The organism is Mycobacterium sp. Root135, from assembly GCF_001426545.1.
GTDB lineage: Bacteria > Actinomycetota > Actinomycetes > Mycobacteriales > Mycobacteriaceae > Mycobacterium.
Genome location: NZ_LMEZ01000004.1, coordinates 484,988 through 499,271 on the forward strand (window position 1 = coordinate 484,988; position 14,284 = coordinate 499,271).

Sequence of the window (14,284 nt, forward strand, 5' to 3'; positions counted from 1 at the left end):
CAACTCAACGGAGCGACTGGCCGGCTAGCGGGACGAACTGCCATCCGGCCGCCAGCATCGCCGGAACCGCGGCGGCGACGCCGGCGCCGGTGCCCGCCCGGGGGTGGTTCATGTGGGCCAGCACGATCGACCCCGGCGCCGCACGAGAGATCGCCGCGCTCACCGCGGCGGCAGGCGCCGTCGCACCGGCGTCGGCGTTGACCGAGAAGCCGACCGGGGTCAGGCCCAGGTCACCGACGATCTGCACGGCGACGTCGTCGTAGTGCGCGGTGCCCGTGCGGAAGAAGGCCGGCGCCTTTCCGGTGAGCGCCGTCAGCCGGGCCTGTTCGCCCGACACCTCGTCGACCACTTCGCTCGCCGACGCCGTGCCCGCGATGCCGTAGGCCGACCGCCCGGTGACCGACAGTGGGACGTGTCGGGTGCCGTGGTTCCCGATCTCGAACAGTGGATTGGCGGCCAGCTGCTCGGTTCGACCGGGATTTGCGTCGATCCACTTCGAACACACGAACAGCAGCGCAGGGACGCCGTTGCGTTGGAGGGTGTCCAGCAACCCCTCGTCGCACGCTCGGTCGCACGCGTCGAAGGTCAGGGCGAGCTGGCGCCCTGCCGGGGTGAACGTCGTGACGATCCCCGGCAGGGACATCCCCCACTGCGTGGGTTGGCGGGCGAGGTCCGCCGCGGGCACCGCACTGGGGCCCATACCGGCCGCAGCCGCCGCCGCGGGCATCCGGACGCCCGCCCCCACCACGACGGCCGCGCCCGTCAGCGTCGTTAGGAACGTCCTGCGGGTGACCATGGGCGAACCGTAGGCGTGCAGCCTGAGCCCTCGATGCCAGCGAGGTGGCAAACCCCTGGGCGACGGTTTTGCGCGCTCGCCCTGATTTGCTCGGCATCGTCGGACACGCCGTGACGACTGTCGCAGTCGCATTGCCTCGAGCAGGGTTCACGTGGGCGTTCGAACGGTGACACGCCTGCGTATCCACAGGACACGCCCTGCGGGAATGCGATCCCGGAACCCCTTGCCCTAGACTGCCCTTCGATCAGATAGGAGTCTCCGGGTGCAGGGTTATGCAGCGCCCAGCACCCAAGCGTTGCGGGGCTGGCAACGTCGGGCCATGGTGAAGTATCTGACGGCAGCGCCTCGGGACTTCCTCGCGGTGGCGACCCCTGGCGCGGGCAAGACGACCTTTGCGCTGCGCATTGCCGGCGAACTGCTCGGCGACGGCACCGTCGAACGCATCACGATCGTGGTGCCTACCGAACACCTCAAGATTCAGTGGGCGAAGTCTGCCGCCACGCTCGGCATCAACTTGGATCCCAAGTTCAGCAACAGCTCGGCCCACAACTCCGACGAGTATCACGGCGTCGTCGTCACCTATGCCCAGGTGGCCAGCCACCCGGGCCGCCACCGGGTGCGCACCGAGAACCGCAAGACCCTCGTGGTGTTCGACGAGATCCACCACGGCGGCGACGCCAAGAGCTGGGGCGAGGCGATCCGCGAGGCGTTCGACGACGCGACGCGCAGGCTGTCGCTGACCGGTACGCCGTTCCGCAGCGACGACAGTCCCATCCCGTTCGTCAACTACGAGCGGGGGCCCGACGGTCTCGAACGTTCGCAGGCCGATCACGTCTACGGCTACGCCGACGCGCTGGCCGACGGAGTGGTGCGGCCGGTCGTCTTCCTGGCCTACTCGGGTGAGTCGCGGTGGCGCGACAGCGCGGGCGAGGAACACGCCGCCCGCCTCGGCGAGCCTCTCAACGCCGAGCAGACCGCCCGCGCGTGGCGCACCGTGCTCAACCCGGCTGGTGAGTGGATGCCAGCCGTGATCGCCGCGGCCGACAAACGACTGCAGCAGAAGCGTCAGCACGTGCCCGACGCCGGCGGCATGATCATCGCCTCGGACCAGACGGCGGCCAGGGCCTACGCCGGCTTGCTGACCACCATCACCGGCGAGGCGCCGACGGTCGTGCTGTCCGACGACCCCGGGTCCTCGGATCGCATCACGGCGTTCTCCCAGGGCACCAGCCGCTGGCTCGTCGCGGTGCGCATGGTGTCCGAAGGCGTCGACGTGCCCCGCCTGACGGTGGGCGTCTACGCGACCAGCGCATCGACCCCGCTGTTCTTCGCCCAGGCCATCGGCCGGTACGTGCGCTCCCGCCGGCCCGGCGAGACCGCGAGCATCTTCCTGCCGTCGGTGCCCAACTTGTTGCAGCTGGCCAGCGAGATGGAGGCGCAGCGCAATCACGTGCTCGGCAAGCCGCACCGCGAGTCGCAGGGCGACGAGTGGGACGAGGAGTACGAAGAAAAACAAAAAAACGAGCCGAGCGAGATGGACAACGGCTTCGAGATGCTCGGCGCGGAAGCCGAATTGGATCAGGTCATCTTCGACGGTTCGTCGTTCGGCACGGCGACGCCGTCGGGCAGCGACGAGGAGGCCGACTACCTCGGCATCCCGGGCCTCCTCGACTCAACGCAGATGCGAGATCTGTTGCGGCGCAGGCAGGAAGAGCAGCTCGACAAGCGGACGGCCGCAGGCGGAACGGTGCCGGTGCGGTCCACCACCCATGGTCAGCTTCGTGATCTGCGTCGCGAACTCAACGCACTGGTGACCCTGGCGCATCACCGCACGGGCAAGCCGCACGGCTGGATTCACAACGAGCTTCGCCGGATCTGCGGCGGCCCGGTGTTGGCCGCGGCCAACTCAGATCAGATCACGGCGCGCATCGAAGCGGTCCGCTCGCTGCGGGCCTAGGGGTTTCGGCGTGGCAGCCGACAGCCCGAGCAGACGCGACTGGACGTCGGGCGGCTATGGCGAAGTGCGCTAAATGCCTTGACAGTGCCGTCGGCACGAGTCTCACTTGATGTCGAGGCCGCCGGCCGCGGATGGGGTTGGCGACGGGTCGGCGCTCGCAGCAGGGGGTTGCGATGGGCACTTTGGTGACGCTCGAGGAGTACTCGCGTCTGGTCTCGGCGATCCACGACGCCGCCGTCACCCCGGATCACTGGAACGCCGCCATGGCCGCCGTGCGGGCCAGTGTGGGTGGCATCAGCGCGGCACTGATCATCGCCGAGAACAGAACTCGCGACATCAAGAGCGCCAACCTGGCGCCCGACGCCCGCCAGACGTACCTGGAGTACTACCGCGAGTTCGACTACGTCCTCGACGCGGTCGAGCACGGGCCGGTCGGTGCGATACACACGGGAGAGGCTTTGATCGCGCTCAAACCCCGGTCGGAGTTCTGCAGCGACTGGATGCGACCACACCACATGGACGACGGCCTCTTCGTGCGGCTCACCGACGGCGCGCAGCCCACGTGCTTCCTCGTCGCCTCACCAAAGCAGGATGATTCCTTCACCACCCCCGAGCGGGTCGACCTCGTCAACGCCCTCATCCCCCACCTGCAGCAAGCGCTGCGCACCCAGGATCACCTCAGCGGGTTGGTGCACAGCGCCCGCGACGCCGCCGAGGCCGTCGACAACATGCGGCATGGGGTCTTCGTCGTCGGACCGTCCTCCGTCGTCGTCCACGCCAACCGGGTCGCCGAGGACATCGTCGCGACCGGAGACGGGCCGGTGGTCCGAGCGGGCCGCGTCGGGCTGGGCGTGCCCACCGCCGACGCCACACTTCAGCGTTGCATCGCAGATGCGCTCGGCCGCAACGGCTCTGATGCCCGTCGCGGCAATTCCCTGCTGTGCCCCCGCGCCGGGGAACTGCGCCCCTACGTCATCCACGTCGTCCCCTTCACGTCTGTGCCACCCGATGGACGCCAACCCCGCGCCCTGGTGATCGTCGTCGACCCGGAGCGGCAGACCGAGCCGAACCGGAACCTGCTGATCCACCTGTTCGGGTTGACCCGAGCCGAAGCCGAGATCGCGCTGCGGGTCCTTCGGGGCGACGGACTCAGACCCATCTCCGAGGAGCTGACCTTGTCGCTCGCGACGGTCAAGACCCATCTTCAGCACGTCTTCATGAAGACGGGCACGCACCGGCAGGCCGAACTGGTCCGGTTGCTGCTGTCTGTCACACCGTGATTCATCGGGTCACCGCCAGCACCGGATGCGCCCGCTGCCGACGGACGGCCCGCGCGACGTGGACCACGAAGTCCGGCCTCAGGAGTCGCGTTGGCGTCGTCAACATTCCGGTCACCCTCAGAAACTCCTGGGCTACGAACGGATCCGATTCCGCCGCCGCGAGAACCCGGCCCACGTAGGCATTGGTGAGTCGCGTCATCATCGGTCGCGGACCGGGGATCTCCGGCAACGCGAGATCCGAGCCGACGGCGGTCTGCCACGCCACGCGGATCTTCTTCGCCGACGCGCGGTGAAAGCGTTGCGGCAGTTCGACTTCGCCGTGCCGCAGGCAGTCGCGCAAGACCAGCGCCTCCATCGACGCGATCGTCATGCCCTGCCCGTAGATCGGGTTGAAGCTGCTCACCGCGTCGCCGAGGACCAGCAAGCCGTCGGGCATCCGTTCCATCCGGTCGTACCGTCGCCATCGGTTGGCCGGAAAGCGATGCCTGCACACCTCGCCCAGTGGCTCGGCGGCCCGGGCCGCGGCCAGCGCATGCGGGGGCGCCCAGTCGGCGCCGAAGTCCACGATCTCGGCCTGGGTGGTCGGCGACTCGACCAAACCCAAGGTGCCCGCACAGAGGATCCACCTCTCGTCCTCCGCCCGGAACATCACGAATCCGTGGGGACGCCCCGGTTCGAACAGCCTGGCGAAGGTGTGTTCCCGCAGCGTTCCGTCCGGAATACGAACCGGCACACTGGAATAGGTGACGTGGACGGCCAATTCCTGCTCCTCGGGTCGGCCGTAGCCGAGCCGCTGCAGCACCGCGGGCGTACGCGATCCGCGGCCCGTCGCGTCGACGGTCAGGTCCGCTTCCAGGACCACGGCGCTGTGGTCGGCATGACGGTGGAGCACGGCGCCCGTGACCCGACCGTCGGACGAGGTGAGGTCGACGATGTCGTGACGGTCGAGCATCGACACGTTCGGGATGCGCCGCAACCGGCGCCGGACGTGGCATTCGATGAACGGCCGGCTGGCGTGGTGGGTGATCAGCGACCCCGGATTCGGGATCGAGCCACTGCGCGTGACGAGGTGACCGCCGAAGAAGACGTGGAATCGGGACAGGTCGCCGTCGTTCCAGCAGTGCGCACCGTCGGCGACGAGTTCGTCCAGCAGACCGGGAAACAGCTCCTCGGCGATCTCGCCGCAGCGGGACATCAGCACGTGGGGTTGACGGCTCTGCGGAACCCCGCGTCTCGGCGTCGCCTGATCGGTCAGCTCGTCGCGCTCCACCACGGTCACCCGGTCGTAGAAGTCGCTCAGCACGCGCGCGGCGAGCAGCCCACCCATGCTCGCGCCAAGGACTACCGCGTGTTCTCCACGTCTTTGCATTGCGTCGCTCCCCGTGTCGAGGCCACACCCCCCGGTTGGCCTGCCTTCAACCAACCAGTGTGGGGAGAGCGAAACGTCATCCAAACGGATGATCTTGGCGCGGTGGGAACACCGACTACAGGCCGAGCAACTCCGGCAGGTCGGCCACCGAATCGATGACGTAGTTGGGCTGCATGGCGAATTCGTCTGCGGCCCAACGATCCAACGTGTCCTGCCGGAACTTCCCGGTGCGTACCAGCACGCCGGCCATGCCAACCACCTGCCCGGCGAGGACGTCGTTGTTGAGGTCGTCGCCGACGACGTACATCTCTTCGGGGTCGACGCCGAGCCGGCCCGCCGCGGCGAGGAAGCCCTCCGGCGCGGGCTTGCCGACGGCGGCGGCCTTGCGACCGGAGGTCTGCTCCATGCCGATGAGGTACATGCCGGTGTCGACGCGCAGCCCCTCGGTGGTGTTCCACGCCGTGCTCCGGTGCATCGCCACGACCGGAACGCCCCGTGCCATCCAGTCGTAGACCCGGCTCAGCGTGACGTGGTCGTACTCCGATCCGGCGCCGCCGAGTAGGACGACGTCCGGGGTGTCCGGGTCGGAGCCGGTCACCTCGTGGGGGTAGACGACGTCGACGCCGTGCATGTCCTCGGCGATCTGGCCGCTGTTGACCAGAAGGCACTTGGCTCCCGGATAGCGGTCTCGGACGTAGTTGGCGGTCAGCACCGCCGCGGTGATGACCTCGTCCGCGGCGACCTCCATGCCGGAGTCGCTGAGCAGTTCGGCGATCTGAGCGCGGGTCTTGGTGGTGGTGTTGGTGAGGTACGTCCTGGCGATCTGGTGGTCGGCGAGCACGCGCAGCGTGTCCGCCGCACCGTCAATGGGCTTCCACGACGTCACCAGGACGCCATCGATGTCGAACAGCACTCCACCGATAGCCATGGTGCCGAGGTTAAACGGCAAACGTGTCAGCGCAACTCGGGCCCCGTTGATCGCGGGCCCAATCGTTGTCGCAGAGCCACGGTGACGCCGACGCCGCCACCGACCACGCCAGCTCCGCGGGGACGTCGAGCACCCGGTATCCCTTCACGCCCGCCGCGGTCGCCGCCACCAGCGTCGCAACGCCAGCGCGCCGCTGAAAGTACGTCTGACGCACCGTCCAACCGATGATGCCCGCCGTGGCGATGCAGTCGCGGCGCCGCTCGAGGCTCCCGGCCCGCGCCACCAACCAGCCACCGCCTGCGCGGTGACCAAGTGCACGCGCACGATCGGCGGCCAGGAACGCGGCGACGACCGTCGCCACCATCCAACCCACCCAGGCGATCGGCGGTATCGCGACGACGAACGCCGCCCCGGCCATGCCGACGCCAAGCACCAGCGGAAGCGCCAGCGCTCGCGTCCACCGCCGACGGGTCGCGACCGGACCGTGCCCGAGCAGGTCACCTCCGACGACGTCGGGCCGTCCGATCAGCTCGGTCAGCACGCCTGAGACCGTGGCCGCCGGGCAGGGCGGCAGCAGCAGCGACGCCTCACCCGATCCGTTGACCCCGGTCATCACCGCATCCAGTCGGGCGCCGCCGAACATCCGCACCAGCAGGGGTTCCCGAATGGTGCCGCCGCGCAGCCTGCGCATGTCTAAGGTGTGTTCGCGGGCTCGTAGCAGGCCGTGCTCGAGGTGCAGGACGCCCGCGCCGCCGTGGTCGTCGCGCCGCGACAGGACCAGGTTGCCGAACGTCAGAAGGGACCGGACGACCGACAGCACGACCGAGAGCACCAGCACCACGACGACGGCCACCGCAACGGTGACCACGATCCCGACGCGCTCCGCGGCGTCGAACCCCTCCCTGGCAAGCGTCGAATCCTGCAGTGCCACCGCAGCTCCCGTCTGATACACCAGCCCGACGGCGGCGGCGATCATCGCGAGACCGGTGAAGCTCAACGGGCTGTAGCGCAACCACGACGGCTGCCACCTGGCGATCACCCGGTCCAGCGGCGGCCCCTCCTGCGGGTCCGCCGTCAGCGAGTCGGCCAGCAGGATCGCCCGCAGCCCCGGCACGTCGCTCGACCGAACGGCGTCCAGTGCGAATTCTGCGTCGCCCCTGACTTCCTGGCCGGTGCTGACCTTGACGACTGTCAGCCCCAGGAGCCGGTGCAGTAGCCGGGCGTCGGTGGACACCGAGCGAATCCTGTTGCGCGGCAACGACGACACCGTGCGCTGCAGCACTCCTTCGCGGCGCTGGATCTGCTCGCCGTCGATGCGGTAGGTGGTGGTGAACCAGCGCGCCACGCCGAACACGATCAGCAGTACCAGCACGGCGATCGACCACATCTGGTTGCCCGTCGCCGACCCGAGCACCACGGAGCCGATCAGCAGGGGTAGTTGCCGCAGCAGTTCGTGTGCGGGGTGGACGAGCAGCATGCGGGGGCTGAGCCTGCGCCACTGCACGTCTGGCGAGGTCACGTGGCGTCCCGGTCGCCGATCGCGGCGACGTCGGTCAACTGCGCGACGATCCGGTCGGCGACGTCGACGTCCAGCGCGACGATGCGCACCGCGCCCGCCGACGACGCGGTCGTCACGGTGACGTTGGCCAGTCCGAAGATGCGGTCGAGCGGGCCGCGGTGGGTGTCGACTGTCTGGACCCGGGAGATCGGCGCGATGCGGCGTTCCTGCACCAGCCAGCCGGTTCTGGTGAAGACCGCGGGCGTCGGCACGTCGACGCAGACGTCCCAGCGGTGCACCCGGTACCGCCACAGCGGCGCCACCACGACGAACGTCACGATTCCGAATACGGTGACGACGGCCGCGAGAACGTGCCACCACCCGCGGCTGGAGTCGAACACCAGCCACGCCACCTGGGCCACCGAGAGCACGGCCCACGGGATCGCCGCCGCCAGTGCCCACACCATCGGCGCCTTGCGGCTCGGTGGGTTGGCGGGGTCGACGAGTGTCACCATCACCCTGAGTATGGTCGTGCCCATGAGCGCCAACACCAAGTGGACGGCCGCCGACGTACCCGATCAGACCGGCCGCGTCGCCATCGTCACCGGCTCCAACACCGGCCTGGGTTACGAGACTGCGCTGGTTCTCGCGACCCGCGGCGCGCACGTCGTCATGGCGGTGCGCGACGTCGACAAGGGCAAGGCCGCGGCGGCCAGGATCCAGGGGCAGGTGCCGCGGGCCGACGTCACCGTGCAGTCGCTCGACGTGGGGTCGCTGCAGTCCGTCCGGACGGCTGCCGAGGAGTTGAAGAGCGCCTACCCGCGTGTCGACCTGCTGATCAACAACGCCGGCGTGATGTATCCGCCGAAGCAGTTGACCGCCGACGGTTTCGAGCTCCAGTTCGGCACCAACCACCTCGGCGCGTTCGCCCTGACCGGCCTGCTCCTCGAGAACCTGCTGCCCGTCGAGGGGTCTCGCGTCGTCGCGGTCGCCAGCATCGCCCACACCATCCAGGCCGCCATCCACTTCGACGATCTGCAGTGGGAGCGCAAGTACAACCGCGTCGCCGCATACGGTCAGTCGAAGCTGTCCAACCTCATGTTCACCTACGAGCTCAACCGCAGGCTGGCCGCGCGCGACGCGGCGACGATCGCCGTGGCAGCCCATCCGGGCATCTCCAACACCGAACTGATGCGCCACGTCCCCGGTTCCGGCCTGCCGGGCTTCAGCGCACTGGCCGGTCTGGTCACCAACAGCGCGGAGGTGGGTGCGCTGGCCACACTGCGGGCGGCCACCGACGGAGGCGTGCGGGGCGCCGAGTACTACGGGCCCGACGGCTTCCGCGAACTGCGCGGCCACCCGAAGCGGGTCCAGTCAAGCAAGCAGTCACACGACCAGGACGTCCAGGGGCGACTGTGGACGGTGTCCGAAGAGCTCACCGGCGTCACCTATCCGCTATGAGATCCGTCGAGGAGCACCAGCGGGCGGTCGCAGGCCTGATCACGGCGCGCGCGCCGGTCGACGTCGCCATCGGTGACGCGCTCGGCCTCGTTCTCGCGGCCGATGTCGTTGCGCCGCTTGCCCTTCCCGGTTTCGACAACTCGGCGATGGACGGGTACGCCGTCGTCGCCGAGGACATCGCGGACGCCTCCGAGGATCACCCGGTGAAACTGCCGGTGGCAGAAGACATTCCCGCTGGCCGCACCGATGCGCTCATACTGAAACCCGGCACCGCGCACCGGATCATGACGGGCGCACCACTGCCAACCGGGGCGACGGCGGTCATTCCGGTGGAGGCCACCGACGGCTCGACGGAGATCGTGTCGATCCGCGCCAGCGTGGTGCCGGGCCAACACGTGCGACGCGCTGGCGAGGACGTCACACCGGGCACGACGGTGCTGCACACCGGCCAGGTCCTCACCCCCGCGGCCCTGGGGCTCGCCGCCGCGCTTGGCCTCGGCTCGTTGAAAGTCATTCCACGCCAACGCGTTCTGGTGATGTCGACGGGGTCGGAGCTGGTGGCTCCCGGCATTCCGCTGCAGCCGGGGCAGATCTACGAGTCCAACGCCGTCATGCTCGCCGCGGCGGTGCGCGACGCCGGCGCCGACGTGGTGACGTCGTCGATGACCGAGGACGACGTCGACCTGTTCCGAAGCGAGCTGCAAAAGCACGCAGGCAACGCCGACCTGGTGATCACCACCGGCGGGGTCAGCGCGGGAGCCTACGAGGTGGTCAAGGACTCTCTGGCCGACGAGGTCGAGTTCGTGAAGGTCGCGATGCAGCCGGGCATGCCGCAGGGTTCCGGTGTCGTGTGGGGAACGCCGATCGTCACCCTGCCTGGCAATCCCGTCAGCGCCCTGGTGTCGTTCGAGGTGTTCATCCGGGCCCCCTTGCGGGCGGCGATGGGATTGCCGCACCCCGGCCGACCCCGTCGTCCGGCCACCCTGCTCGAGGATCTGAAGTCACCGCCCGGGCGGCGGCAGTTTCGCCGCGGGGTCCTCGACCACGACGGCGGGACGGTCACCAGCTACGGGCCTCCCGCGTCGCATCATCTGCGCTGGTTGGCGTCGGCGGATTGCCTGTTGGAAATCGGCGAGGACGTCACGGAACTGGCGGCCGGATCACCCGTGCAGGTTTGGGACCTGAGCTGACCCCGTAGAATCGGAACCCCATGGCCAGACCCGCGCGACCCGCCGATGCCGCCAACGAGTCCGAGTTCTCCCGTTTCGTTGAGTTGGTCCGTTCCACCGTTCCGCCCGTCCATTCCGCTGGCCTGCCGTTCATCGCAGGTGGGCTGGGAGTCGCCGCCGCCGGTCGCAAGCACCGGTGGCTGCGCAATGCGGGCCTGACTGCTGCCGGGGCCTGTGCCCTGTTCTTTCGGCACCCGCCGCGGGTGCCGCCGACCAGGCCCGGCGTCGTCGTCGCCCCCGCCGACGGAGTCGTCACGCTGATCGAACAGGTCCGCCCACCCGCCGAGCTCAACATGCCCGACGTGCCGATGACCAGGGTCAGCATCTTCCTGTCGATCTTCGACGCCCACGTGCAGCGGGCGCCCGTCGGCGGCGACGTCCTCACCGTCAAGTACCGGCCCGGTCAGTTCCAGTCCGCGGACAAGGACAGCGCGAGCGAGGTCAACGAGTGCAACGCGGTGTGGTTCCGCACCGCAGACGGAGTCGACGTGGCCGCGGTCCAGATCGCCGGTCTGATCGCCCGCCGCATCGTCTGCTCGGTCAACGCCGGGGACAAGGTGGGCCTCGGTGAGACCTACGGGCTGATCCGCTTCGGCTCGCGCCTCGACACCTACTTTCCGCAGGACTCCCGGGTGATGGTCGAGCTGGGCCAGCGCGCCATCGGCGGCGAAACGGTTCTCGCGGAGCTGTCGTGAGCCGTCCCGAGGGCCAACCCGCCCGTGGTCTACGCATCCTCCCAAGCGCGACGACCGTCCTGGCGATCTGCGCGGGTCTGACGTCCATCAAGTTCGCCCTCGACGAGAAGCCGTGGATCTCGCTGGCCCTGATCGGGGCCGCCGCCATCCTCGACGGCATCGACGGCGGCATCGCCCGTGCGCTCAACGCCCAGTCTCGGATGGGCGCCGAGATCGACTCCCTGGCCGACGCGGTGAACTTCGGCGTGGCACCGGCACTCGTCGTCTACCTGACGCTGCTGCCGAACTCTCAGCTCGGCTGGATCTTCGTGCTGTTGTACGCCGTCTGCGTCGTGCTGCGGCTGGCCCGGTTCAACGCGCTGCTCGACGACCACACCAAGCCCGCGTACACCCGCGAGTTCTTCACGGGCGTGCCCGCACCGTGCGGCGCCGTGGGGGCGCTCGGCCCGCTGGTCGCCTTCATGCAGTTCGGGCACGGCTGGTGGACGTCGCACTGGTTCGTCTGCGCATGGCTGGCCGCGAACGCGGCGCTGCTGGTCAGCCGGGTGCCGACGTTGGCGCTGAAGGCGATCTCGGTCCCGGAGAACGCCGCGCCGATTCTGCTGATCCTGGTGGCGGCCGCGGCCGCCGGACTTCTGCTCTTCCCGTACGTGCTGGTGTTGCTGATCATCGTCGGATACGTCTGCATGATGCCGTTCACCATCCGCAGTCAGCGTTGGGTGGCAGCGCGCCCCGAGGCCTGGGACGCCAAACCCGGACAACGTCGGGCGGTCCGCCGCGCGGCGCGGCGGGCGGCACCCAACCGGCGCTCGGTGGCTCGCCTCGGGCTGCGCAAGCCCGGCTCCCGGGGTTAGGCGTGACCGATCTCGTGACCGACGCGTTCGACGAACCGCCGCGGGGTCGGCTTCCACTGACGGCCAGGCTCAACACCTCGGCGACGGACTCGCGGCGCGGGGTGGTGCGGCTCCATCCCGAGGCGCTGGCCGCGCTGGGCATTCGGGAGTGGGACGCGGTGACGTTGACCGGTTCGCGCACCACCTCCGCCGTCGTCGGCGTCGCGGGGCCGGACACGCCCGCGGGCACCGCGCTGCTCGACGACGTCACGCTGTCCAACGCCGGTCTCCGCGAGAACACCATCGTGTTGGTCGCCCCGGCGACGGTGTACGGGGCGCGGTCGGTGACCGTCAGCGGCTCGAAGCTGGCCACCCAGTCCATCTCGTCGGCCACGTTGCGGCTGGCGTTGCTCGGCAAGGTGATGACGGTCGGCGACACGGTGTCGCTGCTGCCGCGTGACCTCGGCCCAGGCACGTCGACGTCGCAGGCGTCGTCGGCGCTGACGTCGTCGGTGGGCATCACCTGGACCTCGGAGCTGCTGACGGTGACCGGCGTCGATCCGGCCGGGCCGGTGAGCGTGCAGCCAAATTCGGTGGTGGCCTGGGGTGACGGCACGGCGCTTTCCGACGCGTCCTCCGGCGCACACACGATCTCCGAGCCCCGCCCGAAGCAGTCCGCCGGGGCGACCGTGTCGGTCGACGATCTCCGCGGCGCCCACACCCAGGCGGGTCGCCTGGCGGAGTGGTTGAAGCTTGCCCTCGACCAACCCGAGCTTCTCGAAACACTCGGCGCGAAGCCACGTCTCGGCGTTCTGGTCTCCGGTCCCGCGGGCGTCGGCAAGGCCACGCTGGTGCGTGCGGTGTGCGCGGAGCGGCGCCTCGTCGAACTCGACGGCCCCGAGGTCGGCTCGTTGCGTGCCGAGGACCGACTGGCCAGGGTGGCGTCTGCGGTTGCGACCCTCCGCGACGGCGGAGGCGTTCTGCTCATCACCGACGTCGACGCTCTGTTACCTGGCTCGGCTGAACCCGTCGCGACCCTGATCCTCACCGAGTTGCGCGCCGCGGTGGACACGCCAGGGGTGGCGTTCGTCGCGACGTCAGCGGTGCCCGACGCGGTCGATCCCCGGCTGCGGGCACCCGATCTGTGTGACCGCGAGCTGGGGCTGAGCCTCCCCGACGGTGCGACGCGCAAGGCGCTGCTCGAGGTTCTGCTGCGCGGCGTACCCGCCAAGGATCTTGCCCTGGACGAAATCGGCGATCGCACACCGGGTTTCGTCGTCGCCGACCTCGCCGCCGTGGTGCGGGAGGCCGCCCTGCGGGCCGCCGCGCGCGCCAGTTCGGACGGCCAGACCCCGGCGCTGACGCAGGACGACCTGACCGGCGCGCTTTCGGTGATCCGCCCGCTGTCGCGGTCGGCCACCGAAGAGGTCGCGGTCGGGTCGATCACGCTCGACGACGTCGGCGACATGGTCGAAACCAAGCAGGCGCTCACCGAGGCGGTGCTGTGGCCCCTGCAGCATCCAGACACCTTCGAACGGCTCGGCGTCGAGCCTCCGCGCGGCGTCCTGCTCTACGGTCCGCCCGGCTGCGGAAAGACCTTCGTCGTCCGGGCGCTGGCCAGTAGCGGACGGCTGTCGGTACACGCCGTCAAGGGTGCCGAGCTGATGGACAAGTGGGTGGGCTCGTCAGAGAAGGCGGTGCGCGAGTTGTTCCGCCGCGCACGGGATTCCGCACCGTCGCTGGTGTTCCTCGACGAGATCGACGCCCTCGCCCCACGGCGCGGGCAGAGCTTCGACTCCGGCGTCACCGATCGCGTGGTGGCCGCCCTGCTGACCGAGCTCGACGGCATCAACCCGCTGCGCGACGTCGTCGTCCTCGGTGCGACCAACCGGCCTGACCTCATCGACCCGGCCCTGCTGCGGCCGGGACGGCTGGAGAAGTCGGTGTTCGTCGAGCCACCCGACGCCGACGCGCGCCGCGCGATTCTGCGCACCGCAGGGAAGAACATTCCGCTGAGCGCCGACGTGAACCTCGACGAACTCGCCGACACCCTCGACGGTTACAGCGCCGCCGATTGCGTTGCGCTGCTCAGGGAGTCGGCCCTGACGGCGATGCGGCGCTCGATCGACACCGCCGACGTGACCGCCGCCGACGTCGCGAAGGCCAGGGCGACCGTGCGGCCGTCACTCGATCCGGCGCAGGTCGACGCGCTCCGCGCCTTCGCCGACAAGCGCTGAC

12 protein-coding genes are annotated in these 14,284 nt (G+C 69.6%); 7 read left to right on the forward strand and 5 right to left on the reverse strand.

What is annotated here, in order from left to right; translation table 11 throughout:
- Positions 1 to 4: 4 nt before the first annotated feature.
- Positions 5 to 796 (reverse strand): polysaccharide deacetylase family protein, encoded by a 792-nt coding sequence (locus ASD37_RS10025; protein ID WP_056550799.1) that lies wholly within the window; start codon positions 794 to 796, stop codon positions 5 to 7.
- 262 nt (positions 797 to 1,058) lie between these two features.
- Between ASD37_RS10025 and ASD37_RS10030 the strand changes: the two genes are divergently transcribed.
- Both ASD37_RS10030 and ASD37_RS10035 read left to right on the forward strand, forming a co-directional pair.
- Positions 1,059 to 2,753, forward strand: coding sequence for a DEAD/DEAH box helicase (locus ASD37_RS10030; RefSeq protein ID WP_056550800.1), 1,695 nt, complete (start codon positions 1,059 to 1,061; stop codon positions 2,751 to 2,753).
- Positions 2,754 to 2,926: 173 nt separating this feature from the next.
- Positions 2,927 to 4,033: a helix-turn-helix transcriptional regulator gene (locus ASD37_RS10035; RefSeq protein ID WP_235568043.1), complete on the forward strand. Its 1,107-nt coding sequence runs from the start codon at positions 2,927 to 2,929 to the stop codon at positions 4,031 to 4,033.
- A gap of 1 nt (position 4,034) precedes the next feature.
- Here ASD37_RS10035 and ASD37_RS10040 read toward each other — a convergent pair whose 3' ends face one another.
- The 4 genes from ASD37_RS10040 to ASD37_RS10055 all read right to left on the reverse strand — a co-directional run bounded on the left by ASD37_RS10040 (position 4,035) and on the right by ASD37_RS10055 (position 8,367).
- Positions 4,035 to 5,402, reverse strand: coding sequence for an NAD(P)/FAD-dependent oxidoreductase (locus tag ASD37_RS10040; RefSeq protein WP_056550801.1), 1,368 nt, complete (start codon positions 5,400 to 5,402; stop codon positions 4,035 to 4,037).
- Positions 5,403 to 5,517: 115 nt separating this feature from the next.
- Complete coding sequence (locus ASD37_RS10045; protein ID WP_056550802.1) at positions 5,518 to 6,330, reverse strand: HAD-IIA family hydrolase; 813 nt, start codon at positions 6,328 to 6,330, stop codon at positions 5,518 to 5,520.
- Positions 6,331 to 6,340: 10 nt separating this feature from the next.
- Positions 6,341 to 7,807 (reverse strand): PH domain-containing protein, encoded by a 1,467-nt coding sequence (locus ASD37_RS10050; protein ID WP_056551045.1) that lies wholly within the window; start codon positions 7,805 to 7,807, stop codon positions 6,341 to 6,343.
- A gap of 38 nt (positions 7,808 to 7,845) precedes the next feature.
- Positions 7,846 to 8,367, reverse strand: coding sequence for a PH domain-containing protein (locus ASD37_RS10055; protein ID WP_235568044.1), 522 nt, complete (start codon positions 8,365 to 8,367; stop codon positions 7,846 to 7,848).
- Here ASD37_RS10055 and ASD37_RS10060 point away from each other — a divergent pair.
- Genes ASD37_RS10060 through ASD37_RS10080 form a run of 5 tightly spaced genes read left to right on the forward strand, consistent with a single transcriptional unit; the run spans position 8,366 to position 14,283 of the window.
- Positions 8,366 to 9,289 carry an SDR family NAD(P)-dependent oxidoreductase gene (locus ASD37_RS10060; RefSeq protein WP_056551047.1) on the forward strand — a complete coding sequence of 308 codons (924 nt, stop codon included), beginning with the start codon at positions 8,366 to 8,368 and terminating at the stop codon, positions 9,287 to 9,289. The two genes, ASD37_RS10055 and ASD37_RS10060, sit on opposite strands and share 2 nt — an antisense overlap.
- Positions 9,286 to 10,479 (forward strand): gephyrin-like molybdotransferase Glp, encoded by a 1,194-nt coding sequence (gene glp / locus ASD37_RS10065; protein WP_056550803.1) that lies wholly within the window; start codon positions 9,286 to 9,288, stop codon positions 10,477 to 10,479. Before ASD37_RS10060 ends, glp begins: the two co-directional genes overlap by 4 nt.
- Positions 10,480 to 10,499: 20 nt before the next feature.
- Positions 10,500 to 11,213: a phosphatidylserine decarboxylase gene (locus tag ASD37_RS10070; RefSeq protein WP_056550804.1), complete on the forward strand. Its 714-nt coding sequence runs from the start codon at positions 10,500 to 10,502 to the stop codon at positions 11,211 to 11,213.
- Positions 11,210 to 12,067, forward strand: coding sequence for a phosphatidylcholine/phosphatidylserine synthase (locus ASD37_RS10075; RefSeq protein WP_056550805.1), 858 nt, complete (start codon positions 11,210 to 11,212; stop codon positions 12,065 to 12,067). Before ASD37_RS10070 ends, ASD37_RS10075 begins: the two co-directional genes overlap by 4 nt.
- Positions 12,068 to 12,081: 14 nt before the next feature.
- A complete protein-coding gene (locus tag ASD37_RS10080) occupies positions 12,082 to 14,283 on the forward strand; it encodes an AAA family ATPase (RefSeq protein WP_056551048.1) in 2,202 nt (733 codons plus the stop codon).
- Position 14,284 lies beyond the last annotated feature (1 nt).

Excerpts from the sequence above, each read along its gene's own strand:
- ASD37_RS10045 (WP_056550802.1), bottom strand. The coding sequence starts at position 6,330 with ATGGCTATCGGTGGAGTGCTGTTCGACATCGATGGCGTCCTGGTGACG.
- ASD37_RS10035 (WP_235568043.1), top strand. The coding sequence starts at position 2,927 with ATGGGCACTTTGGTGACGCTCGAGGAGTACTCGCGTCTGGTCTCGGCG.
- ASD37_RS10060 (WP_056551047.1), top strand. The coding sequence starts at position 8,366 with ATGAGCGCCAACACCAAGTGGACGGCCGCCGACGTACCCGATCAGACC.
- ASD37_RS10040 (WP_056550801.1), bottom strand. The coding sequence starts at position 5,402 with ATGCAAAGACGTGGAGAACACGCGGTAGTCCTTGGCGCGAGCATGGGT.
- ASD37_RS10050 (WP_056551045.1), bottom strand. The coding sequence starts at position 7,807 with ATGCTGCTCGTCCACCCCGCACACGAACTGCTGCGGCAACTACCCCTG.
- ASD37_RS10055 (WP_235568044.1), bottom strand. The coding sequence starts at position 8,367 with ATGGGCACGACCATACTCAGGGTGATGGTGACACTCGTCGACCCCGCC.
- glp (WP_056550803.1), top strand. The coding sequence starts at position 9,286 with ATGAGATCCGTCGAGGAGCACCAGCGGGCGGTCGCAGGCCTGATCACG.
- ASD37_RS10070 (WP_056550804.1), top strand. The coding sequence starts at position 10,500 with ATGGCCAGACCCGCGCGACCCGCCGATGCCGCCAACGAGTCCGAGTTC.
- ASD37_RS10025 (WP_056550799.1), bottom strand. The coding sequence starts at position 796 with ATGGTCACCCGCAGGACGTTCCTAACGACGCTGACGGGCGCGGCCGTC.